Genomic DNA, 22,180 nt, shown 5'->3' on the forward strand with positions numbered 1-22,180 from the left:
AAATTATAACAAAATTTTTCAAGAAAAAAAGCTGTTCCTTTATGGAACAGCTCTCATCTTTAATCTAAAATTTTCACAAATGGTTCATCTTGCTTCGCTTCACGTATAATAATTGCTTCTGGACGTTCTACAGATTTAATTGTTACTTGTACTTTCATATAATTCGGGAAGTATTCCATAACAAGTCCAGCTACATATTGTGTAAAACCAATTACTTCAGCTTTCCCATTGAATTGGACAGGAATATCGAGCTTCATTTCTCTTAATTCATCATCTCTATACATTCCAGTACCGATAACAGCTGTATAATCGCCTTGGAAATACTCACTTAACTTCGCTTTAAAGTTTGACACCCTTGCAAGGTCTTCACGTTTATTATCCGCTTTTGCCTGTTCTGACGGGAACAAATAATATTTCTCATTGATTGGTTTCCAATCCTCAACCGTTTCACTACCTTTTTCTACCTTAGCATAAGAAACAAAATTCCCTGGTACAAGCGAAGACTTTGGACTTTGACGATAAATTGCAAATGTTATCGGAACATTTTTTGTCGCAGCGTCTTTTTGATGCATGAATTTCAAGATTTCTTGGGCCATTTTTTTCCCTTCAGCTAACATTTTTTCATTTGGGATTGCAGCCTCACGTGGATACCCATGCTCTTCCTCATAATATTGAATAGAATTCATCGCTAATCCAATTACAATGCCATCAGGTTCAGCATCGTTCCCACCTTTTTGTACGTAGTAATCATGCTCTAAAATATTTGAGATATACATTGGATGTTTTTTATTTTTCACTTCTAGTGACTCCGAACCTTCACTTAAGGCTGGATTCAGTCCGATATTCGGAAATTTAACTGCATCTTTTTTCAACTTATCCTCTAGCTCTTTTTGTTCAGCATCTGTACGCTTCCTTTTTACAAGCATTTGTATATTTTGAGCCTCTAGAACCTTTCCGCCTTTAAAGAAATAATCTTTCGTACTAAATGATTCTTTGGCAATGCGCATTAATCCTGTTTCAAATTCATCTACATCTAGACGACTATTTAAACCTTGTACAACTAAACCACGTGCCTTACCTGGATCAAATTGAACCGTTGTCTTATAATATTCATCCGAAATGGAGTATTTCGGGATAACTGCTTGTTCTTTCGCTTTCCCCGATTTCTCAACTGCTTTTTCATCTTTATTAGAACCAATGCTACACCCACTTACAAGTAGGCTAAGACTTAATACTGCTAACGCTATTTTTTTCATCGTAAGTTTGCACCTCTTACTTATTCAGCTCTTGTAAGAACCTCTCTTCATTCCAAACTTCAACATTGTGCTTCTCTGCTTGCGCTAATTTCGAGCCTGCAGCTTCACCAGCAACAAGTAAATCCGTACTTTTACTAACACTTCCTGTTACTTTTCCACCTAATGCCTCAATTTTCTTCTTCGCTTCACTGCGGCCCATAACTTCTAATTTCCCTGTTAAGACGACAGTTTTTCCTGCGAAGTACGATTCAACATTTTGTAAATCAGCAATTTTTATACCTTTGTATGCCATGTTCACGCCATACTCTTTAAATTGTTGTAATAGCTCTAATACGTCTTCATTATCGAAATACGTTACAACGGATTGAGCCATTTTTTCACCAATCTCATTAATTGTTTTTAATTCTTCTTCCGTCGCTTTCACAAGCTCATCCATCGTTTCGAAATGCTCAGCAAATGTACGTGCCGCTTTCGCACCGACATGACGAATACCAAGACCGAATAATAATCGCTCTAATGAGTTTTCCTTAGAATTCTCAATTGCTTGGACTAAATTTGTTGCTGATTTTTCACCGAAACGTTCTAGTTCTAATAATTGCTCTTTCGTCAATGAATATAAATCAGCAAACGTACGAATATAATCCGCATCAAAGAGTTGTGTAATTACACGTTCTCCAAGTCCATCAATATTCATTGCATTTCTTGAAACGAAATGGATTAATCCTTCACGAATTTGAGCTGGGCAAGTCGGATTTATACATCGAAGTGCTACTTCTTCTTCTAAACGAACAAGTTCACTCTCACATGCTGGACAATGCGTTGGCATATGATATTCTTCTTCCTCACCAGTACGCTTATCAAAAATAACGTTCACAACTTCAGGAATGATATCTCCAGCCTTTTTCACAACAACGTAGTCACCAATTCGAATATCCTTTTCACGAATTAAATCTTCGTTATGTAAAGAAGCACGACGAACGATAGTACCAGCCACTCTAACTGGCTCGAGCTCTGCAGTTGGTGTTACAACTCCTGTGCGGCCGACACTTAATTCAATCCCTGTTAATCTCGTCACAACTTCTTCAGCTGGGAATTTATAAGCTATTGCCCATCTTGGACTCTTTGCTGTAGTCCCTAAGCTTTCTTGAATAGCAACATCGTCTACTTTTATAACGATTCCGTCAATCTCATAATCAAGATGCGGGCGTTTTTCTTGCCACTCTTCTACATAGGCTATTACGTCTTCAATTGTTTCACATGTACGACGATTTGGATTCGTCTTAAATCCAAGCTCACCTAAGAAATCCAGTGATTCACTGTGGGATGGAATTGTTTTTTCTTCTACATTAGCAAGACCATACACAAACATAGATAAGTTACGCTTCGCTGCAATTTTCGGATCAAGTTGGCGTATCGATCCTGCTGCCGCATTACGTGGATTCGCAAATACATCTTCACCATTTTGCTCTTTTTCTTCATTTAATTTAACGAATGAACGCTTCGGCATATAAGCCTCGCCTCGTGCTTCTAACGTTACTTCTTCATTTAAACGCAGCGGGATAGCTTTAATCGTTTTTAAGTTTTGGGTAATATCTTCACCCGTTATACCATCACCACGTGTTGCTCCTTGAATGAAGCGTCCTTTTTCATAATGAAGTGAAACAGCAAGTCCGTCAATTTTTAATTCGCATATATATCTTACATTCGCATCATCAATTCCCTGATGTACTCTTCGATCAAAATCACGCAAATCTCCTTCATTAAACGCGTTTCCTAAACTTAACATTGGTGATTTATGCGTTACCTTTTCAAATATATCAAGAACAGTCCCCCCAACGCGAATGGAGGGAGAGTCTTCACTCATAAACTCTGGGTTCTCTGCTTCTAATTTTATAAGCTCCTGCATATCACGGTCATATTCCGCATCAGAAACAGAAGGATTGTCTAATACGTGATATTGATAGTTAAATGTATTTAACAAATCACGCAATTCTTCTATACGTTTTTTGGCTATCTCTTTTGACATATCCTCAGTCCTTTCTTATTGTTTCGTCACAGGTGCAAATTTTGCTAATAAACGTTTAATACCAATTGGGCTTGGGAACGCAATATCTAATTCTTTTGAATCTCCTTCACCCTTTACACTTACAACTGTACCGACTCCCCACTTCTGGTGAGCAGCTTTATCGCCTATTCCCCAGCCAATTTGCTCGCCACCTGTCGTCTTAACAGCCGGACGCGCGAAAGCTGAACGAGAACGTGTTGTAGTTGCGCTTGTCGTTCTTCCTTTTGCACCAAACGAAGTTTCACGCTTCGGTGCTGTTTCGTTTAATGGTTCTACTAATTCTGCCGGAATTTCTGTAATAAATCGAGATGCTGCATTCATACTTGTTCTACCAAATAAAGTACGCATTTGAGCATTGGATAAGTATAGCTCTTCTTCTGCACGAGTAATACCTACATAGGCAAGACGACGCTCTTCTTGCATTTCATCCTCTTCCATAAGAGAACGAGTATGCGGGAATATCCCTTCCTCTAAGCCAACAATAAAGACAACTGGGAACTCTAATCCTTTCGCTGAGTGCATCGTCATTAAAATAACTTCTTCACCAGCAGTTGGATCTTCATCTACACGATCAATATCCGCAACAAGAGCTAAGTCTGTTAAGAATGCAACAAGGCTCTTATCTTCGCTTTGGGATTCAAATGTTTGTGTAACAGATAAAAACTCGTCTAAGTTTTCTAAACGACCTTCTGCTTCTAAAGAACGCTCATTTTTCAACATATCACGATAGCCTGTCTTCTCAATAACTTCTTCTACTAATTCTGTAACAGATAAATACTCTTGCATATTTACCCAGTTGTGTAATAAACTTGCGAATTCTTTTACTGCTTTTGTTATTTTTGCACTTACACCAACATGCTCAATCTCATCAAATACAGCAGTTAATGAGATTCCGTTTTGCACACCATAATTAATAATTTTATCAATAGAAGTCGCACCAATCCCGCGCTTTGGCATGTTTATAATACGTCCAAAACTAATCTCATCATCTGGATTCCCAATTAAACGTAAGTACGCCAAAATGTCTTTAATCTCTTTACGGTCGTAGAACTTAGTACCTCCGACAATTTTGTAAGGGATATTAGATTTTAGGAAAATCTCCTCAATCATACGAGACTGGGCATTTGTACGATATAACACTGCAAAATCAGTATATTTTCGGTTCCCCATTTGAATATCATCACGAATTTTTTTCGCAACAAAATACGCTTCGTCCTTTTCGGTTGCAGCACGATAATACGAGATTTTGCTTCCAATTTGATTTTCTGTCCATAATTTCTTCGGTTTACGGTTTGAATTTTTTTCAATTACAGCATTAGCTGCATTTAAAATATTTTGTGATGAACGATAGTTTTGTTCTAACAGAATAACTTGTGCATTCTCATAGTCTTTTTCGAATGACAAAATGTTAGAAATGTCAGCCCCGCGCCAGCGGTAAATAGACTGATCCGAATCACCAACAACACAAAGGTTTTTAAAACGTGATGCCAAATGTTTAACAAGAAGGTACTGAGCTTTGTTCGTATCTTGATACTCATCAACGTGAATATATTGGAATTTACGCTGATAAAACTCTAGTACTTCTGGAACACGTTCAAATAGCTGAATCGTCGTCATAATTAAATCATCAAAGTCTAATGAGTTATTTTTCAAAAGACGTTTTTGATATTCTGTATATACATCGCTCGTTAATTTTTCATATGGATCAGCGGTTGTAATTTTTTTTGCATATTTATCTGCAGATAACAGTTCATTTTTCGCATTGCTAATACCCGCTAAAATAGAGCGCGGCTCAAACTTCTTCGGGTCAATATTGCGCTCCTTCATAATTTTTTTTACTACAGTTAACTGATCACCTGAATCTAAGATTGTAAAGTTACGATTAATACCAATGCGGTCAATATCACGTCGTAAAATACGTACGCACATAGAGTGGAACGTAGAAATCCAAATATCTTCTGCTTCTGGTCCAACAAGTTTATCAATACGCTCACGCATTTCACGAGCAGCTTTATTTGTAAAGGTAATTGCTAGTACATTCCATGGCGCCACACCTTTTTCACCAAGTAAATATGCAATACGGTGTGTTAACACACGTGTTTTCCCACTACCTGCGCCTGCCATTAATAGAAGTGCTCCATTTGTTGTTTGTACTGCTTTTTGTTGCTGCGGATTTAAACCATTTAATAACTTATCTGTCGTACTCATATGTGCCTGCACCTACTCTCCTTTTACTGCTTTAACTGTTTTTAATGCCGATTTTATATCATCATAAATAATATTTCCAACAACTACTGTATCAGCATACTGTGCCATTTCTTTCGCTTGTTCTGCATTAGAAATACCACCGCCATAATATAGCTTAGCTTGTTTCAATTCTGCTTTTACATTTTTAACAAGCTCAATGTCTCCATACGTCCCGCTATATTCTAAATAGAATATCGGTAAATGTAATAGCTTGTCTGCTAAACGCGCATATGCAATAACATCATCTTCTGTTAAATCACATTTTGCATCTGTAAGCTGGGCTACTTTCGCTTCTGGGTTTAAAACACAATACCCTTCCATGTAAATTTCGTCCCAGTCCATAATATCCCCAAATTCTTTCAATGCCTCATGATGAACACCTGTTACCCATTCTACTTTTCGGCTATTTAAAACACTTGGGATGTAATAAAAATCAAATCCTGGTGTAATTGCCTCCACATCAGAAACCTCTAATACACAAGGCACTGCATATCTACGAATGCTAACTAGCATGTGTAATACGTTATCAATTGTTATACCATCACTTCCGCCTACAATAACAGCATCCGTTCCAGATTCACAAATCATTTCTAAATGTTCGTCACTTAACTCCTTATTTGGATCAAGCTTAAATACATGTTTCCATTTGGAAATATCGTACATGAAAACACCCTTTCTTTTCTCTAGTTATATAATTTCTGTTCAAAATAACAGTTAATTTTTATCAAGATTTTTTACATTCCTTGCTATATCTTTACCAGACTGGCGTATGCAACGATGAAATGCGACAGCTATCTTTACCGGACTTTTTGAACTTCCCTACTATATTTGTTCAAAAAGGGGGATATAGAGAGCCGAGCAGATCGAGGCGCATTCGCCAGGAGGAACGGAATGTAGTTTTCCCTACATGAGTACCGGACTGGCGTATGCAACGATGAAATGCGACAGCTATCTTTACCGGACTTTTTGAACTTCCTTTTACGCATTCTTTCATTATAACAAAAAAAACTACCTACACACACGCCCAATCCAACATCTTTTTCAACGTCAAATGTTGGATTACATATCAAAAAACTTATACGGAATACTAACAAATGAAATAGTATTTTCTATTTCGAAGTTAATTAAAAAGGAGTGTTTTTCTAATGAAGCAAAACATCGGCACAATTAGTGCTCTAATTCGAATTACACTCGGACTCATCCTCTTCGGTTGTAGTACAGCTAAACTCGTACGTAAACCTTGGTGCACTTGGTCTAAAGTTTTGCTATGGATTGGTGCCATGAAAATTGCGGAGGGGATCGTTCGTTTCTGCCCTATTGTTGAAGCCTGTAAGTTTGGAAAATATATGAATATGAGCGCATTTAAAATGCCTAGCATGAATTTCACTGAAAAAGGACATAATAAAGAAGAAGTTAATTCAGCTTCCAGTCATGACAAGCCAAAGTCAAAGTCAGATGGAAGTTATGACACTTCTGACAAAGAGATTGAGTCAGCGATTGAAGAATTAATCCTGGCAAAACCGCTTTGAATCATTTGTCACGATGCAAGATGCTCTCAAAGGGACTTAGCTGCTGCAGTGGGCAGCTAAGTCTTCTTTATTTTACCACGAAACAGAACGTACATTCTTGTTTTTACCCTTAAAACGTACATAAAAGATATCAAACAATAAAATTCAGAAAATTAGGTGTAACCCTCTTGCATGTAATGATATAAAAGTGATATCATTTTTATATCAAGGAGGCGATCATATGAAAGAAAAACAAGTATTTTATGTTAATGGATTTCTCGGCGTTATTGGAATTTTAGTTTTAGCCGCTATCGGTGTATTTTGCCTTGTACAAGAAATGTTTGTAATAGCTATTTTAGCTCTCATATTAGCATCTGTTTTAGCTACAGGTATCGGTATCGTTCAACCGAATCAAGCGAAAGTTATTACGTTCTTCGGTAGTTATTTAGGAACAATTCGTCAAAATGGTTTATTTTTAACAATTCCATTCGCGTTTCGTCAAACTGTATCTTTACGTGTTGAAAACTTTAACAGTAAGAAATTAAAAGTAAACGATGTTGAGGGCAATCCAATTGAAATTGCAGCCGTTATCGTATATAAAGTTGTTGATTCCGCAAAAGCAATGTTTGGTGTTGAGCATTACGATCGATTCGTAGAAATTCAAAGCGAAACAGCAATCCGCCACGTTGCTACAAAATATCCTTATGATAATTTCCAAGATGAAACTTGTATCACGTTACGAGGAAATACTGAAGAAATCTCTGAAGAATTAAAGCGTGAGTTAGAAGCACGCCTTGAAATCGCTGGCGTAGAAGTATTAGAAACTCGTTTAACGCATTTAGCTTACGCAACAGAAATTGCCCATGCAATGCTCCAACGTCAACAAGCAAAAGCAGTATTAGCTGCTAGAAAAGAGATTGTTGAAGGTGCTGTGAAGATGGCGAAAGATTCAATCCATATGTTAGATGAAGAAGGCGTACTGGAACTCGATGACGAGCGTAAAGCAAATATGGTGAACAATTTATTAGTTGCCATCGTTTCAGATAAAGGTGCGCAACCGGTTATTAATACAGGAAGCCTATACTAAAGGTTGTAAGTGATTATGGCCAAAAAGAAAAGCTTTCCATTACGTATTGATCCTGAATTACACGCAGTCATCGAAAAATGGGCGAATGATGAGTTTCGTAGCGTCAATGCACACATCGAGTATTTACTTCGAGAAATGGCAAAGCAAAAAGGGAAATTAAAAAAAGATAAAGATGCATAAAAAATCCCGCTGAGAAATCAGCGGGATTTTTTATATATTAGCTTCTCGTCATCTCATGCCCAATTGCACGATATCCTATATCACTTCGGTAAAATAAACCATCACTCTCAATTTTACCGATTTCTTTATAGACCTTATCTTTCGCTTCTTGTAAATTATTCGCCTTACAAGCAACAAATAATACACGGCCACCGTTTGTTACAAAGTCACCATGTTTCATCGCTGTACCCGCATGGAAAACTATTACATCTTGCAGTGCATCTAATCCGTTAATAATTTCACCTTTTTTATATGCTTCTGGATATCCTTTCGAAGCAAGTACGACACCAATAACTGCTTCCTTTGACCATTGTAACGTTAATTCACTTTCATCTAATACAGCGTTACATACATCAACTAAATCATTTTCTAAGCGTGGTAATACAACTTCCGTTTCAGGATCGCCAAAGCGTGCATTGAACTCAATTACCTTTGGACCATCATTTGTTAAAATAAGACCTGCGTATAAAATACCTGTAAACGAACGGTTTTCTGCAATCATCGCCTTGGCAGTTGGGTGTAATACTGTTTGAATCGCTTCTTGAACTGCTGATTCTGGAATTTGTGGTACTGGAGAATATGCACCCATTCCGCCTGTATTCGGACCTTTATCAGCATCAAAAGCGCGTTTATGATCTTGAGCAATTACCATTGGATGTACGGTTGTTCCATTTACGAATGCCATTAATGAAAATTCTTGTCCATCTAGAAACTCCTCAATAACGACCTTCTTGCTTGCTTCACCGAATTTCACATCTTGCAGCATTTCTTTCACAGCTTGTAATGCATCTTCAAGCGTCATTGCTACTGTTACACCTTTACCAGCAGCTAACCCATCTGCCTTAATTACGATCGGTGCACCAACTTTCTGAATGTACTTTACTGCCTCTTCATAGTCTGTAAAAGTTTCATATGCCGCAGTTGGAATATCATACTTTTTCATCAATTCTTTCGTAAAAGCTTTACTACCTTCAATAACCGCAGCCGCTTTATTAGGTCCAAATACACGAAGTCCCTCTTCCTTAAAGCGATCAACGATTCCATTCATAAGTGGAATTTCTGGTCCAACGAAAGTTAAGCTTACATTGTTTTCTTTTGCGAATAAGACTAATGCATCAAAATCATTCTCATCAATATCAACTGGTGTTGCAACGTCTCGCATACCTTCATTACCTGGCGCTACATATATTTTTTCTACCTTTTCAGATTGTGCAAACTTCCAAGCTAAAGCATGCTCACGTCCACCACGGCCAATTACTAAAACATTCATATTCCATCCCCCAATAATTAAATAAGTACAAACTAGAAGCTATGCTCCTAGTTTGTTTTCATATCAATAAAAGTTTAAAAAGGAGGATCAAGAGAACCGAGCAGGTCAAGGCGCATTTGCCAGGAGGACACGGAGTGTAGCTTTCCTACATGAGTACCGCACTGGCATTGCAACGACGACATGCGACAGTTATCTTGACCGGACTTTTTTAACATCCTCTATTAGTGTTTGAAATGACGTACGCCAGTGAACACCATAGTAATCCCATACGCATCTGCCATTTTAATAGAATCTTCATCACGAATCGATCCGCCTGGTTGGATGATTGCTGTAATTCCAGCTTTTGCTGCTTCTTCTACTGTATCTGGCATTGGGAAGAAAGCATCAGATGCAAGTGCGCTACCTTGTGCTTTTTCGCCAGCTTGTGTAATTGCGATTTTTGCAGAACCTACACGGTTCATCTGTCCCGCACCTACACCAACTGTCATGTTATCATTCGCTAAAACAATTGCATTTGATTTCACATGTTTTACAACTTTCCAAGCTAGTTTTAAATCTTTCCATTCTTGCTCTGATGGTTCACGTTTCGTTGGAATTGAAATTGTACTTTCATCTAATGATAACGTATCTTCCTCTTGAACAAGAAGTCCACCTTGTACAGAAGTTAGCTTTTTACTTGCGCTTGTTGCTTTTTCAATATTTACAGTTAGTAAACGTAAATTTTTCTTACTTTGCAATACTTCTAAAGCTTCTTGTGAGAAAGAAGGTGCGATAACAATTTCTAAGAAAATTTCGTGTAACTTTTCTGCTGTAGCTTTATCAATTTCACGATTTGCTGCAATAATACCGCCGAAGATTGATACTGGATCCGCTTCATAAGCACGAGTATATGCTTCATGAATATCAGTTCCTACTCCAACACCACATGGATTCATATGTTTTACCGCTACTACTGCTGGTTCTGTAAATTCTTTCACGATGCTAAGCGCTGCATCCGCATCGTTGATATTGTTATAAGATAATTCTTTACCATGTAATTGTTCTGCATATGCAACAGAAGAAGTTGCTGCGAATGGCGCTTTATAGAACGTTGCTTTTTGATGTGGATTTTCGCCATAGCGTAAATCTTGTTTTTTCTCAAATGTCACTGTTAATGTTTCTGGGCTTTCTTCGCCCATTTGCTCTGTTAAGTAGTTAGAAATTAACGCATCATATGCCGCTGTATGACGGAATACTTTCGCTGCTAATTTACGTTTCGTTCCCTCTGTTACTTCACCGTTCTCTTTCAGTTCTGCTAATACAACATCATAATCTACTGGATCTACAACTACCGATACAAATTTATGATTTTTCGCAGCAGAGCGAATCATTGTTGGGCCACCGATATCAATATTTTCAATTGCATCAGCAAATGTTACATCAGGCTTAGCGATTGTTTCTTTAAATGGGTATAAGTTAACAACAACAAAGTCAATTGGTTGAATACCTAATTCATTCATTTGCGCTACATGCATTTCATTATCACGAACTGCTAATAGACCACCATGAATATTTGGATGTAATGTTTTTACACGACCATCCATAATTTCTGGGAAACCAGTTACTTCAGAAATACCAATTACTTGCAAGCCGTTTTCTTCTAATAATTTTTTCGTACCTCCTGTTGAAATAACTTCAATCCCTTGTTCAAGTAAACCTTTAACAAATTCTACTACTCCTGTTTTATCTGAAACACTTACTAATGCACGCTTTTTCATTTATCCTTCACCCCTGGTTGTATGTTAGTTAACAGTTGGTTTTTTCACAGACTGAACAATTTGATTCACTGTATTTACGTATAATTTATGTTCAACTTGTTGAATTTTCTTTTGTAAGCTTTCTCTCGTATCCCCTTCAGAAACAACTACTGCTTCTTGCGCAATAATTGGACCTGTATCCATACCTGCATCTACATAGTGAATCGTTACTCCGGTTACTTTCACACCCGCTTCTAACGCTTGACCAACAGCATCTTTCCCTGGAAAACTCGGTAGTATTGATGGATGAATATTAATAATTTTCCCGCCGTACGCTTCTAGTAAAGTCGTTCCAATTAAACGCATATATCCAGCTAAAATAACATAATCAATTTCATACTCTTCTAGCTTTTTTAATATCTCTTTTTCAAATGCTTCTTTTGACTCATATGCTTTCGCTGAAAAGGAAAAACACGGAATATGGTGATAGTGTGCCCGTCCAATAGCGCGTGCCTCTGGTTTATCACATACTAATAAACTAATATCTGCATCCAATATTTTGTCTTCTACCGCATTAATGAGAGATTGAAAGTTAGAGCCGCTCCCAGAAGCAAAAACTGCTAATCTACTCATACTTCTGTTCCCTCAATAAAGGTAACACCAGACCCTTGTACAGTGTGTCCAATAATATGAGCTTTCTCGCCTTGTTCCTCAAGAAGACGAACAATATCTTTTGCCTCTTCTTCCTTTACTGCTACTACCATACCAATACCCATGTTAAAAATATTGAACATTTCTTTCTCTTCTAGTTTTCCAACTTCTTGAAGTAAACTAAAAATCGGTTGAACTTGCCAAGATCCTAATTCAATTTCCGCACCGATTCCTTCTGGCAACATACGTGGAATATTTTCAATGAATCCACCACCTGTAATATGTGCCATACCGTATACTTCATGTTTCTTCAATAGTTCTAAAATAGGTTTGACATAAATTTTCGTTGGTTTTAATAATTCTTCACCAAGAGGTAGTTCTAAGCGTCCGTAAATACGATCTAAAGATAGTTCTCCATCTTCTAGTAGCACTTTTCTTACTAAAGAATAACCGTTACTATGAATACCGCTAGATGCTAAGCCAATTAATACGTGACCAGCTTCAATTTTTTCACCTTTTACAATTTTCTTTTTATCAACAATTCCAACTGTAAAACCAGCTAAATCGTATTCTTCCGTAGAATACATTCCTGGCATTTCAGCTGTTTCTCCACCAATTAATGCACAACCAGCTTGGCGACAGCCCTCTGATATACCTTTGACGATGTTTTCAATTTTACTAGGTTCAGCTTTACCACAAGCAATATAATCAAGGAAGAAAAGCGGCTCTGCTCCTTGGACAACAATATCATTTACACACATTGCTACTGCATCAATACCAATTGTGTCATGTTTATCTGCCATAAAAGCGAGCATCAATTTCGTTCCCACGCCATCTGTTCCAGATACTAATACAGGTTCTTCTAATGCAAATTTTGATAGATCAAACATACCTCCAAAACCGCCTAAACCGCCTAGCACTTCTTTTCTCATTGTTGTTTGTACGTGTTTTTTCATGCGAGATACCGCTTCATATCCAGCTTCAATATCTACTCCTGCTTGCTTATATGCATTCGCCATCGTTATTTACACCTCGTCTTTTAATTTCTCCCCATCCAGGGCGGCCGTTTTAAGAAAGAAGCTAGCTTCTACATCAAAAGAAGTAGAAGCTTTTTTCTTCTTATTTCATACTTTCTAAAAGCTCTTGCTCATAATCATAAAGAGCTGTTGGATAGTCTCCATTGAAGTAAGCCATACATAGACCACCGTATTTCCCTTCATATGGGCGTCCAATTGCATCTACTAATCCATCTTCACTTAAAAATGTTAGTGAATCTGCTCCGATGATTTGACGGATTTCTTCTATTGAATTATTTGCTGCGATTAATTCTTTTCTCGTTTGAATATCAATGCCATAGAAGCATGGATACTTAAGAGGTGGTGAAGCAATTCTTACATGGACTTCTGTCGCTCCAGCCTCGCGAAGCATACGAACAATTCGTTTACTTGTCGTTCCTCTTACGATAGAATCGTCAATCATAACAACTCGTTTTCCTTCAACTACGCCTCTTACTGCTGAAAGCTTCATCTTAACTCCTTGCTCACGCAGTTCTTGAGAAGGTTGAATAAACGTACGTCCAACGTAACGATTTTTAATTAACCCTAACTCATACGGAATTCCTGTCGCCTCCGCATAACCAATTGCTGCTGAAATACTAGAGTCTGGTACACCAGTAACAACATCAGCTTCAATAGGAGCTTCCGCCGCTAAACGTTTCCCCATGTTTTTACGTGCTGCATGAACATTAATACCAGCTATATTAGAATCTGGACGTGCAAAGTAAATGTATTCCATACTGCAAATCGCGTGGTCTACTTCATTTGTAAAACGATCTACGTGAATTCCTTCATCATTGATAATAAGCAATTCACCAGGTTCTACATCACGAATGTATGTTGCACCAACTACATCGAAAGCACATGTTTCCGATGCTACAACGTAAGCATCCCCCATCTTTCCAATTGAAAGAGGACGGAATCCATTTGGATCTAGCGCAACGATCATTTCATTTCCAGTTAGTAAAAGATATGCAAACGCACCTTTCACTTTATTTAGAGCCTCTTTTACACTATCAATTAAAGAATCTTTTGTACTACGCTTAATGAGGTGTAAAAGTACTTCTGTATCTGAACTTGTTTGAAAAATACTTCCCTCTGCCTCTAATTCACGACGAAGCATTTTTGCATTAATTAAATTTCCGTTATGAGCTAACGCCATGCTATGATCGGAAAAACGGAATAATAATGGTTGAACGTTAGCAACTTCACTTCCACCAGCTGTTGCATATCGTACGTGTCCAATTGCTGATTTCCCGTTTAATCCCTCTAGCTCACCTCTTGAAAACACTTCTGATATTAAACCTAACCCCTTGTGACCGATGATTTTTTCCCCATTATTTACAACAATGCCTGCGCCCTCTTGCCCACGGTGCTGCAAACTGTGCAATCCGTAGTACGAAACTTGTGCTGCATTTTCATGCCCCCAAATTCCAAAAACGCCACATTCTTCATTTAACCCCTTTATTTCAGCAAGCATGGGATTGCCCCTTTCCAAGCCTTTCTCATTTCATCTACATTTGCTGTAAGTAATACTTCATTTTCTTCATTATGAATTGTTACTTCATTTGTATTTGTCACTTCTCCAACTTGAATTGCTTCAACCACTTTCTCAAATGCTTCTTTATTTTCACGTTTTACGGTTATAACGAAGCGCGATTGTGATTCTGCAAATAATACTGCTGTTGCTTCTCCGTCTAATTTCACAGTAGCACCTAAACCGTTAGCACCAATTGCACTTTCAGTAATTGCAACTGCTAAACCACCTTCTGCAACATCATGTGCAGATTGAACAAGGCCAGCTTGAATTGCTGCTAGTACTTGTTTTTGGCGTTTTAATTCTACATCTAGATCGATGCTTGGTGATTGACCGAAAATTTTTCCGTAGATCATTTTCTGTAATTCACTTCCACCGAACTCAGCTTTCGTCTCTCCAATTACATAAACTAAATCGCCAGCTTGTTTAAATTCTTGTGTTGTTACGTGTTTTAAATCGTGTACAAGTCCAACCATCCCAACAGTTGGTGTTGGATATACAGCTTCACCACTACGCTCGTTATACATTGATACATTCCCGCCGATAACTGGCGTTTGTAACTTGCGGCAAGCTTCACTCATACCGTCTACTGATTTCTCAATTTGCCAGAAGATCTCTGGTTTTTCTGGGTTACCGAAGTTTAAGCAATCTGTAATTGCAAGTGGCTCCCCGCCAGAACATACGATATTACGTGCTGCCTCTGCTACTGCAATTTTACCGCCCACTTCTGGATCTAAATAAATGTAGCGAGAGTTACAATCTGTCGTCATTGCTAATCCTTTTTCTGTGCCGCGTACACGTATAACCGCTGCATCTGAACCTGGTGTAACGATTGTGCTAGTGCGCACTTGATAATCATATTGATCATATACCCACTCTTTACTTGCAATCGTTGGTTGTTGTAATAGAGCTAATAACGTTTCTTTATAATCTTCTACTTTTGGTGTTTCCATTTTCATCTGCTGGAACTCAGCAAAGTATGCTGCTTCTTTTGACGGTTTATGATAAATTGGTGCTTCTTCTGCAAGAGCATCCGCTGGTACTTCAGCTACCATTTCATCTTTATGGAATAATCGAAGCATTTTATCTTCAGTTACTTTCCCCATCGTAACTGCTGCAAGACCATACTTCTCAAATAAATCTACTATTTCTTGCTCTCTACCTTTTTTCACAACGATTAACATACGCTCTTGTGATTCAGATAACATCATTTCATATGGAGTCATTCCAGTTTCACGCTGCGGTACATCATCTAAGTACATTTCAATACCCATACCTGCTTTACTTGCCATTTCTGCAGAAGATGATGTTAAACCAGCAGCTCCCATATCTTGAATTCCAACAAGTGCATCAGACTGAATAAGTTCTAAACATGCTTCAATAAGAAGTTTCTCCATAAATGGATCCCCTACTTGAACTGCCGGACGCTTCGCTTCTGAGCTTTCAGATAACTCTTCAGATGCGAATGTTGCACCGTGAATACCATCACGACCAGTTGATGCTCCTACGTACATTACTGTATTACCAGCACCATGTGCTTGCCCTTTTTTAATATCTTCATGATTAATTAGGCCTACACACATTGCATTTACAAGTGGATTTCCTTCATAACATGGATCAAACTGTACTTCGCCGCCAACAGTAGGAATACCAATGCAGTTACCGTATCCTGCGATTCCTGCTACTACTTCTTCAAATAAATATTTCACGCGTGGTGATTGTAATTCACCGAAGCGAAGTGAGTTTAATAGAGCTACCGGACGTGCTCCCATAGAGAATACATCGCGAATAATACCACCGACACCTGTCGCTGCCCCTTGATATGGCTCAATTGCAGAAGGATGGTTATGACTTTCCATTTTAAATACAACCGCTTGATTATCACCGATATCTACAATTCCAGCGCCTTCTCCAGGTCCTTGTAAGACACGCTCACCTGTCGTTGGAAACTTACGAAGAACTGGCTTTGAATTTTTATAACTACAATGTTCAGACCACATAACAGAGAATAGTCCCGTTTCTGTATAATTCGGCAAACGGCCTAAAATCTTTTCAACCATGGCAAACTCTTCGTCTGTTAGCCCCATTTCCGCATATATACGCTCTTCTTTAATTTGTGTTGGATTTGGCTCAAGCATTAACGACATATGTTTCCCTCCACTGTTTTAAGATAGATTGAAAGACTTTTAACCCTTCAGCACCGCCAAGTAATTCATCTACAGCACGCTCTGGGTGTGGCATCATACCAAGAACATTTCCTTTTTCATTTACAATACCTGCAATATCTGAAACGCTTCCATTCGGATTTTCTACGTAACGGAATGCGATTTGATTATTCTCTTCTAATTGTTTAAGAGTTGCTTCATCACAATAGTAATTCCCCTCACCATGTGCAATTGGAATATTGATTACTTCATTTTTTTCATATTGTGATGTAAACATAGTTTCATTATTTTCAACACGTAACTGAACCGTACGGCACATAAACTTTAAGTTTTCGTTTCTCATTAATGCTCCTGGTAGTAATCCTGATTCAACAAGAATCTGGAATCCATTACACACTCCTAAAATTGGCTTTCCTTGCTCAGCAGCTTTTTGCACTGCTTTCATTGCGTTAGCAAAGCGAGAGATAGCACCACAACGTAAATAGTCACCGTAAGAGAATCCACCTGGTAGTAAAATTGCATCATATTCATCTAAATTCTCTCTATCGTGCCAAACGTAATCTACTTCTTCACCAAGCTCATCTTTAATTGCATGGAACATATCGACATCACAGTTCGAACCTGGGAATACTATGACTGCAAATTTCACTGTGCGACAACCTCCTCAACTTCATAACGGAAGTCTTCCATTACAACGTTTGCTAATAATTTTTCACACATTTCTTTTACCTTGCTATCCAGATCAGATACTGATTTATCAATTGTTAATTCCATATATTTTCCGATTCGAACGTCTTGTACTTCTGTAAATGAAAGACTATGAAGTGCTCCCTTTACCGCAGTTCCTTGTGGATCTAATACACTTTCTCTTAACGTTACATATACCTTAACTTTATACATGTGAAGCTCCCCCTAAACGTTTTAAAATTTCTTCATATGCTTCTGTTAAATTCCCAAGATCACGACGGAATACATCTTTATCAAATTTTTCATTGCTCGTTTCATCCCATAAACGGCAAGTATCTGGTGAAATTTCATCTGCTAATATGATTTCCCCTTCTTCTGTTACGCCAAACTCTAATTTAAAATCTACTAATCTTACACGACAGCTTGCGAAATGCTCAATCATCACTTGATTGATTTGTAGAGCTGCATCTCGTAATACGCTTACTTGCTCTGGTGTTGCAACATTTAACAAACGAATATGATCTTCCGTTACAAGTGGATCTCCTAAATCATCATCTTTGTAGTAAAATTCTACGATTGGTGTTGTAAGAGCAGTTCCTTCTTCCATTCCTAGTCTTTTTGAAAGACTACCTGCAATTACGTTTCTTGTGACAACTTCTAATGGAATAATACTCACCTTTTTGACAAGTTGTTCTGTATCAGATAACTTCTCCACAAAGTGTGTTTTAATTCCAACTTCTTGTAACTTTCTGAACAATAAAGTTGTAATCTCATTGTTCAAACGACCTTTTCCTGTAATTGTCGCTTTTTTCTCCCCATTGAAAGCAGTCGCACTATCTTTGTACTCTACCCAAACCATATCTGCTGCTTCTGTACGATAAATTCTTTTTGCCTTACCTTCATACAGCAATTCTAGCTTTTGCATTTCGCAAGCCCCCTGTAGTTTGAAAAATGTGAATAATATTTTTATAAAGAATGGCACAGAATGACTCTATTCTGTGCCATATGAAATTTTACGCTTCGTTTAATCCAAGGCGTTCAAAGATTGTATCAACGTGTTGCATATGATGTTCATAATTGAAACATTCGTTAATTTCTTCTTGCGTTAACTTACTTGTAATACGCTCGTCAGATTCTACAAGCTCTTTAAATTGTACTTGTGTTTCCCAAGCTTCCATTGCTTTAGGCTGTACGATATCATAAGCTTCTTCACGTACCAGACCTTTGTCAATTAGTGTAAGCATTACGCGCTGAGAGTAAATTAAGCCGTATGTTCTTGTCATATTGCGTTTCATATTCTCTGGGAATACAGTTAAGTTTTTAACGATATTACCAAAGCGATTTAACATGTAATTTAACGCGATTGTAGCATCTGGTAAAATTACGCGTTCTGCAGAAGAGTGAGAGATATCACGCTCATGCCATAACGGAACATTCTCGTAAGCTGTCATCATATAACCGCGGATAACACGAGCTAAACCAGTCATATTTTCAGATCCAATTGGATTACGTTTATGCGGCATTGCAGAAGAACCTTTTTGACCTTTTGCGAAAGCCTCTTCAACTTCACGTGTTTCACTCTTTTGTAAACCACGAATCTCAACTGCCATCTTTTCAACAGATGTTGCGATTAGTGCAAGTGTTGACATGTAATGTGCATGACGATCACGTTGCAATGTTTGTGTTGAAATTGGTGCTGCTTCTAATCCTAAGTTTTCACAAACATACTTTTCTACGAATGGATCAATATTTGCATATGTACCAACCGCACCAGATAATTTACCAACGCGAACTGTATCAGCAGCTTGTTTGAAACGCTCTACGTTACGTTTCATTTCTTCATACCAAAGACCAAGTTTTAAACCAAATGTTGTTGGCTCTGCATGTACACCATGTGTTCTTCCCATCATAATCGTGTATTTATGCTCTTTCGCTTTATTAGCTAAAATGCTAACAAAGTTTTCTAAGTCTTTTAACAAGATTTCATTTGCTTGTTTTAAGATATAAGATAACGCTGTATCTACTACGTCTGTAGATGTTAAACCGTAATGAACCCATTTACGTTCCTCGCCTAATGTTGGTGTTTCTGATACAGCACGAGTGAAAGCAACTACGTCATGACGTGTTTCTTTTTCAATTTCATAAATACGATCAATATCAAATGATGCATGTTCACGAATTTTTTTCACATCTTCTTTTGGAATATCGCCAAGCTCAGCCCATGCTTCACACGCTAAAATCTCAACTTCTAACCACGCTTTAAATTTGTTCTCTTCCGTCCAAATCGCACCCATTTCAGGGCGTGTATAACGATTAATCATCTTTTTCCCTCCAACAGTTGTTCTTGATGGTCCCAAATATGCAAACTCTTCGCTTTTTCTAGAGCGACTTCAATATTATCATTTAAAATATTAACATGCCCCATTTTTCGCTGTGCTTTTGCTTCTTCTTTTCCATACAAGTGTAAATAGCACCCGGTTAGTCTATTCACTTGTCCTAGGACCCCTTCTATATGTTCGCCTAAAATGTTAACCATGACAACTGGTTTTAACAAATTTGTTTCTCCAAGAGGTAAATTACAGATTGCTCGAATATGTTGACCAAATTGACTCGTTTCACATGCATCCTGTGTATAGTGTCCTGAATTGTGAGGTCTTGGTGCTAATTCATTAATGTAAATCTCACCGTCAGCTGTAGCAAACATCTCTACCGCTAGTGTTCCCACAAGTTCTAGTTCATCCGCAAGTACCTTTGCGTAAGCAATTGCTTTTTGAGAAAGTTCTTCTGTAATGCGGGCTGGAACGATAGATTCATGCAAAATGTTATTTACATGAATATTTTCCGCTACCGGAAATACTTTCGTTTCACCACTTACACTACGAATTACAATAACTGATACTTCTTTTTCAAAGGGCACCCATTTTTCTAGAATGCACTCTGCTTTATTAGTAAGTTCTTTTGCTCTCACAACATCAGCTTCACTCTTTAAAACCACTTGCCCTTTACCATCGTATCCACCTGTCGTTGTTTTTAAGACAGAAGGGAAAGATAACTCTTTAATTGCTTCTGTAAGTTGATCTTGATTTTGAACCAATCTATACGATGCTACTGGTAACCCAGCTTTTTCAATTGCATTCTTTTCTGTAAAACGATTTTGCGTTTTATTTAACAACTGACTACCTTGTGGTAAGTAAGCATGTTTTTCAAGCCATTGTAAACATCTATAATCAATATTCTCAAATTCATATGTGACAACGTCGCTTATCTCTGCTAAATGCTGAATTGCTTTTAAATCGTCATATGGTGCAACGACTTCAACATCAGCAACTTGTGCACATGGTGAATGCTTTGTAGGATCTAAAACAGCAATTTTATAACCCATTTCCTTAGCTGCCAACGCCATCATTCTTCCAAGCTGGCCGCCTCCAATAATGCCGATTGTTTTTCCAGGTAAGATGATTCTCGTCATACTAGCTCACTACCTTCACGCACAGTTTTCTCAATAGCTTCTCGTCTCAACTCTAATGCATCATGTATGTCATCATGAAATGATCCAAGTATTTGTGCAGCAAGCAATCCAGCATTTGTTGAACCAGCCTTACCAATTGCAACAGTTGCAACTGGAACCCCTCCTGGCATTTGGACAATGGATAATAATGAATCTAGGCCGTTTAACGCCTTTGATTGAACTGGAACACCAATTACAGGAAGATTTGTCTTCGCTGCAACCATTCCTGGTAAATGCGCTGCTCCACCGGCTCCAGCAATAATAACTTTTAATCCACGTTCACGAGCTGTTTCTGCATATTCAAACATATAATCCGGAGTCCGATGAGCGGATACAACTTTTTTCTCATACGGTATATTTAATTCATCTAAAATGTCACAAGCATATTTCATTGTTTCCCAGTCTGACGTGCTTCCCATTATGACTCCAACTAGTGATTTCATATTAGAATCCCCCCGATTCAAATAAAAAAAGCCTGAAATAGAACAGTTTCTCTTTTACTATGAGAGAAAGTGCTCTACTCAGGCATACGTATCCCTTGTGAATAGAAAAATACCGAGTGACTTTCCCTCATAGTCTAACGAATAACGGTCGTTAGGTAGAGACTTGCAGGCCATATCCCCGCGATTATATGAGGTCTTATATATTATTGTTTCTATGGCTATATTAACAATATTTCATAAACAATGTCAATAAATAATCGAATGTTTTTTTATTAGTCATCGATAACGTTCGTGTTTTAGTTATATTCAAAAGAAGAATTGCAACTATATGCAAGAAGGAAAGGGAATTAGAATATATATTTCTAGAGATCTATTTTACGTATAACTATTTATATAATACTTCAGTATGTTTTAATCAATATGTATACTCTCTTGTGTTCTATACATCGATAGAACCTATATTATAACGATTTAATTTCAAAGGAGGAATAACCGTGAAAAAAAATAACTGTGCTATTATCCTATTTTTTTCTCTATCGCAGTAATTGCTGTAATTATTGAATGCTTATTTCTATCATCCCATTTTTTCTACTCTCATTATTATGATAGAAATAATCTTTTCTATTCTTAGGGATTATTTTAGGAGCATTCGAAAAATCCGGAGCACAAAAAATCATTACCATTATTTTAAACTGCCTCTATTTCATTCTTTTTTCGTCTTTAGGGTTATTAAATTTATGGATTTT

At 37.6% G+C, this 22,180-nt stretch carries 19 protein-coding genes and 1 riboswitch; of the genes, 3 read left to right on the top strand and 16 right to left on the bottom strand.

Annotation, left to right across the window (positions count from 1 at the left end; translation table 11 throughout):
- Nucleotides 1-59: 59 nt before the first annotated feature.
- The 4 genes from NSS74_RS27655 to NSS74_RS27670 are packed head-to-tail and all read right to left on the bottom strand — an operon-like array spanning nucleotide 60 to nucleotide 6,231.
- A complete protein-coding gene (locus tag NSS74_RS27655; RefSeq protein WP_340814713.1) occupies nucleotides 60-1,256 on the bottom strand; it encodes a CamS family sex pheromone protein in 1,197 nt (398 codons plus the stop codon).
- Between the two features lie 16 nt (nucleotides 1,257-1,272).
- Complete coding sequence (ligA, locus tag NSS74_RS27660) at nucleotides 1,273-3,282, bottom strand: NAD-dependent DNA ligase LigA (protein ID WP_002010032.1); 2,010 nt, start codon at nucleotides 3,280-3,282, stop codon at nucleotides 1,273-1,275.
- Between the two features lie 15 nt (nucleotides 3,283-3,297).
- Nucleotides 3,298-5,529: a DNA helicase PcrA gene (pcrA, locus tag NSS74_RS27665; protein WP_002010031.1), complete on the bottom strand. Its 2,232-nt coding sequence runs from the start codon at nucleotides 5,527-5,529 to the stop codon at nucleotides 3,298-3,300.
- 12 nt (nucleotides 5,530-5,541) lie between these two features.
- A complete protein-coding gene (locus NSS74_RS27670; protein ID WP_002029470.1) occupies nucleotides 5,542-6,231 on the bottom strand; it encodes a heptaprenylglyceryl phosphate synthase in 690 nt (229 codons plus the stop codon).
- Nucleotides 6,232-6,713: 482 nt separating this feature from the next.
- Here NSS74_RS27670 and NSS74_RS27675 point away from each other — a divergent pair, with 482 nt between their 5' ends.
- The 3 genes from NSS74_RS27675 (at nucleotide 6,714) to NSS74_RS27685 (ending at nucleotide 8,343) form a co-directional block, all read left to right on the top strand.
- A complete protein-coding gene (locus NSS74_RS27675; RefSeq protein WP_002124877.1) occupies nucleotides 6,714-7,097 on the top strand; it encodes a YgaP family membrane protein in 384 nt (127 codons plus the stop codon).
- Nucleotides 7,098-7,317: 220 nt separating this feature from the next.
- The gene (locus tag NSS74_RS27680; protein WP_002063557.1) at nucleotides 7,318-8,163 is read left to right on the top strand and encodes an SPFH domain-containing protein; all 846 of its coding nucleotides are present in this window, start codon (nucleotides 7,318-7,320) and stop codon (nucleotides 8,161-8,163) included.
- Nucleotides 8,164-8,178: 15 nt separating this feature from the next.
- On the top strand, nucleotides 8,179-8,343 hold the full coding sequence (locus tag NSS74_RS27685) for a toxin-antitoxin system HicB family antitoxin (protein WP_001085171.1): 165 nt from the start codon (nucleotides 8,179-8,181) through the stop codon (nucleotides 8,341-8,343).
- 37 nt (nucleotides 8,344-8,380) lie between these two features.
- Here NSS74_RS27685 and purD read toward each other — a convergent pair whose 3' ends face one another.
- The 12 genes from purD to purE form a co-directional block, all read right to left on the bottom strand.
- Nucleotides 8,381-9,652, bottom strand: coding sequence for a phosphoribosylamine--glycine ligase (purD, locus tag NSS74_RS27690; RefSeq protein ID WP_340814715.1), 1,272 nt, complete (start codon nucleotides 9,650-9,652; stop codon nucleotides 8,381-8,383).
- A gap of 221 nt (nucleotides 9,653-9,873) precedes the next feature.
- Entirely contained in the window at nucleotides 9,874-11,409 is a 1,536-nt protein-coding gene (gene purH / locus NSS74_RS27695) for a bifunctional phosphoribosylaminoimidazolecarboxamide formyltransferase/IMP cyclohydrolase (RefSeq protein WP_340814716.1), read from the bottom strand.
- Between the two features lie 24 nt (nucleotides 11,410-11,433).
- Complete coding sequence (gene purN, locus NSS74_RS27700; RefSeq protein WP_012260224.1) at nucleotides 11,434-12,021, bottom strand: phosphoribosylglycinamide formyltransferase; 588 nt, start codon at nucleotides 12,019-12,021, stop codon at nucleotides 11,434-11,436.
- The gene (gene purM, locus NSS74_RS27705; RefSeq protein ID WP_340814718.1) at nucleotides 12,018-13,058 is read right to left on the bottom strand and encodes a phosphoribosylformylglycinamidine cyclo-ligase; all 1,041 of its coding nucleotides are present in this window, start codon (nucleotides 13,056-13,058) and stop codon (nucleotides 12,018-12,020) included. The genes purN and purM overlap by 4 nt, the downstream gene beginning before the upstream one ends.
- Before the next feature lie 100 nt (nucleotides 13,059-13,158).
- Nucleotides 13,159-14,574 (bottom strand): amidophosphoribosyltransferase, encoded by a 1,416-nt coding sequence (gene purF, locus NSS74_RS27710; protein ID WP_002124870.1) that lies wholly within the window; start codon nucleotides 14,572-14,574, stop codon nucleotides 13,159-13,161.
- The gene (gene purL / locus NSS74_RS27715; protein ID WP_061676125.1) at nucleotides 14,559-16,778 is read right to left on the bottom strand and encodes a phosphoribosylformylglycinamidine synthase II; all 2,220 of its coding nucleotides are present in this window, start codon (nucleotides 16,776-16,778) and stop codon (nucleotides 14,559-14,561) included. The genes purF and purL overlap by 16 nt, the downstream gene beginning before the upstream one ends.
- On the bottom strand, nucleotides 16,762-17,445 hold the full coding sequence (purQ, locus tag NSS74_RS27720) for a phosphoribosylformylglycinamidine synthase subunit PurQ (protein ID WP_002140189.1): 684 nt from the start codon (nucleotides 17,443-17,445) through the stop codon (nucleotides 16,762-16,764). The genes purL and purQ overlap by 17 nt, the downstream gene beginning before the upstream one ends.
- The gene (purS, locus tag NSS74_RS27725; protein ID WP_000278823.1) at nucleotides 17,442-17,696 is read right to left on the bottom strand and encodes a phosphoribosylformylglycinamidine synthase subunit PurS; all 255 of its coding nucleotides are present in this window, start codon (nucleotides 17,694-17,696) and stop codon (nucleotides 17,442-17,444) included. Before purS ends, purQ begins: the two co-directional genes overlap by 4 nt.
- Nucleotides 17,689-18,408, bottom strand: coding sequence for a phosphoribosylaminoimidazolesuccinocarboxamide synthase (gene purC / locus NSS74_RS27730; RefSeq protein ID WP_002029482.1), 720 nt, complete (start codon nucleotides 18,406-18,408; stop codon nucleotides 17,689-17,691). The genes purS and purC overlap by 8 nt, the downstream gene beginning before the upstream one ends.
- An 88-nt stretch (nucleotides 18,409-18,496) precedes the next feature.
- On the bottom strand, nucleotides 18,497-19,804 hold the full coding sequence (purB, locus tag NSS74_RS27735) for an adenylosuccinate lyase (RefSeq protein WP_002139387.1): 1,308 nt from the start codon (nucleotides 19,802-19,804) through the stop codon (nucleotides 18,497-18,499).
- Nucleotides 19,801-20,952: a 5-(carboxyamino)imidazole ribonucleotide synthase gene (gene purK / locus NSS74_RS27740; protein ID WP_002140188.1), complete on the bottom strand. Its 1,152-nt coding sequence runs from the start codon at nucleotides 20,950-20,952 to the stop codon at nucleotides 19,801-19,803. The genes purB and purK overlap by 4 nt, the downstream gene beginning before the upstream one ends.
- Nucleotides 20,949-21,434, bottom strand: a complete 486-nt coding sequence (gene purE, locus NSS74_RS27745; protein ID WP_002010008.1) for a 5-(carboxyamino)imidazole ribonucleotide mutase — start codon at nucleotides 21,432-21,434, stop codon at nucleotides 20,949-20,951. Before purE ends, purK begins: the two co-directional genes overlap by 4 nt.
- Nucleotides 21,435-21,544: 110 nt before the next feature.
- A riboswitch (purine riboswitch) is annotated at nucleotides 21,545-21,646 on the bottom strand.
- Nucleotides 21,647-22,180: the final 534 nt, after the last annotated feature.

The organism is Bacillus sp. FSL E2-8868 (genome assembly GCF_038005505.1).
Classification (GTDB): domain Bacteria; phylum Bacillota; class Bacilli; order Bacillales; family Bacillaceae_G; genus Bacillus_A; species Bacillus_A mycoides.

What these genes read in the sequence shown, in the direction of transcription:
- NSS74_RS27655 (WP_340814713.1), bottom strand. Translation starts at nt 1,256, where the DNA reads ATGAAAAAAATAGCGTTAGCAGTATTAAGTCTTAGCCTACTTGTAAGT.
- ligA (WP_002010032.1), bottom strand. Translation starts at nt 3,282, where the DNA reads ATGTCAAAAGAGATAGCCAAAAAACGTATAGAAGAATTGCGTGATTTG.
- pcrA (WP_002010031.1), bottom strand. Translation starts at nt 5,529, where the DNA reads ATGAGTACGACAGATAAGTTATTAAATGGTTTAAATCCGCAGCAACAA.
- NSS74_RS27670 (WP_002029470.1), bottom strand. Translation starts at nt 6,231, where the DNA reads ATGTACGATATTTCCAAATGGAAACATGTATTTAAGCTTGATCCAAAT.
- NSS74_RS27675 (WP_002124877.1), top strand. Translation starts at nt 6,714, where the DNA reads ATGAAGCAAAACATCGGCACAATTAGTGCTCTAATTCGAATTACACTC.
- NSS74_RS27680 (WP_002063557.1), top strand. Translation starts at nt 7,318, where the DNA reads ATGAAAGAAAAACAAGTATTTTATGTTAATGGATTTCTCGGCGTTATT.
- NSS74_RS27685 (WP_001085171.1), top strand. Translation starts at nt 8,179, where the DNA reads ATGGCCAAAAAGAAAAGCTTTCCATTACGTATTGATCCTGAATTACAC.
- purD (WP_340814715.1), bottom strand. Translation starts at nt 9,652, where the DNA reads ATGAATGTTTTAGTAATTGGCCGTGGTGGACGTGAGCATGCTTTAGCT.
- purH (WP_340814716.1), bottom strand. Translation starts at nt 11,409, where the DNA reads ATGAAAAAGCGTGCATTAGTAAGTGTTTCAGATAAAACAGGAGTAGTA.
- purN (WP_012260224.1), bottom strand. Translation starts at nt 12,021, where the DNA reads ATGAGTAGATTAGCAGTTTTTGCTTCTGGGAGCGGCTCTAACTTTCAA.
- purM (WP_340814718.1), bottom strand. Translation starts at nt 13,058, where the DNA reads ATGGCGAATGCATATAAGCAAGCAGGAGTAGATATTGAAGCTGGATAT.
- purF (WP_002124870.1), bottom strand. Translation starts at nt 14,574, where the DNA reads ATGCTTGCTGAAATAAAGGGGTTAAATGAAGAATGTGGCGTTTTTGGA.
- purL (WP_061676125.1), bottom strand. Translation starts at nt 16,778, where the DNA reads ATGTCGTTAATGCTTGAGCCAAATCCAACACAAATTAAAGAAGAGCGT.
- purS (WP_000278823.1), bottom strand. Translation starts at nt 17,696, where the DNA reads ATGTATAAAGTTAAGGTATATGTAACGTTAAGAGAAAGTGTATTAGAT.
- purC (WP_002029482.1), bottom strand. Translation starts at nt 18,408, where the DNA reads ATGCAAAAGCTAGAATTGCTGTATGAAGGTAAGGCAAAAAGAATTTAT.
- purB (WP_002139387.1), bottom strand. Translation starts at nt 19,804, where the DNA reads ATGATTAATCGTTATACACGCCCTGAAATGGGTGCGATTTGGACGGAA.
- purK (WP_002140188.1), bottom strand. Translation starts at nt 20,952, where the DNA reads ATGACGAGAATCATCTTACCTGGAAAAACAATCGGCATTATTGGAGGC.
- purE (WP_002010008.1), bottom strand. Translation starts at nt 21,434, where the DNA reads ATGAAATCACTAGTTGGAGTCATAATGGGAAGCACGTCAGACTGGGAA.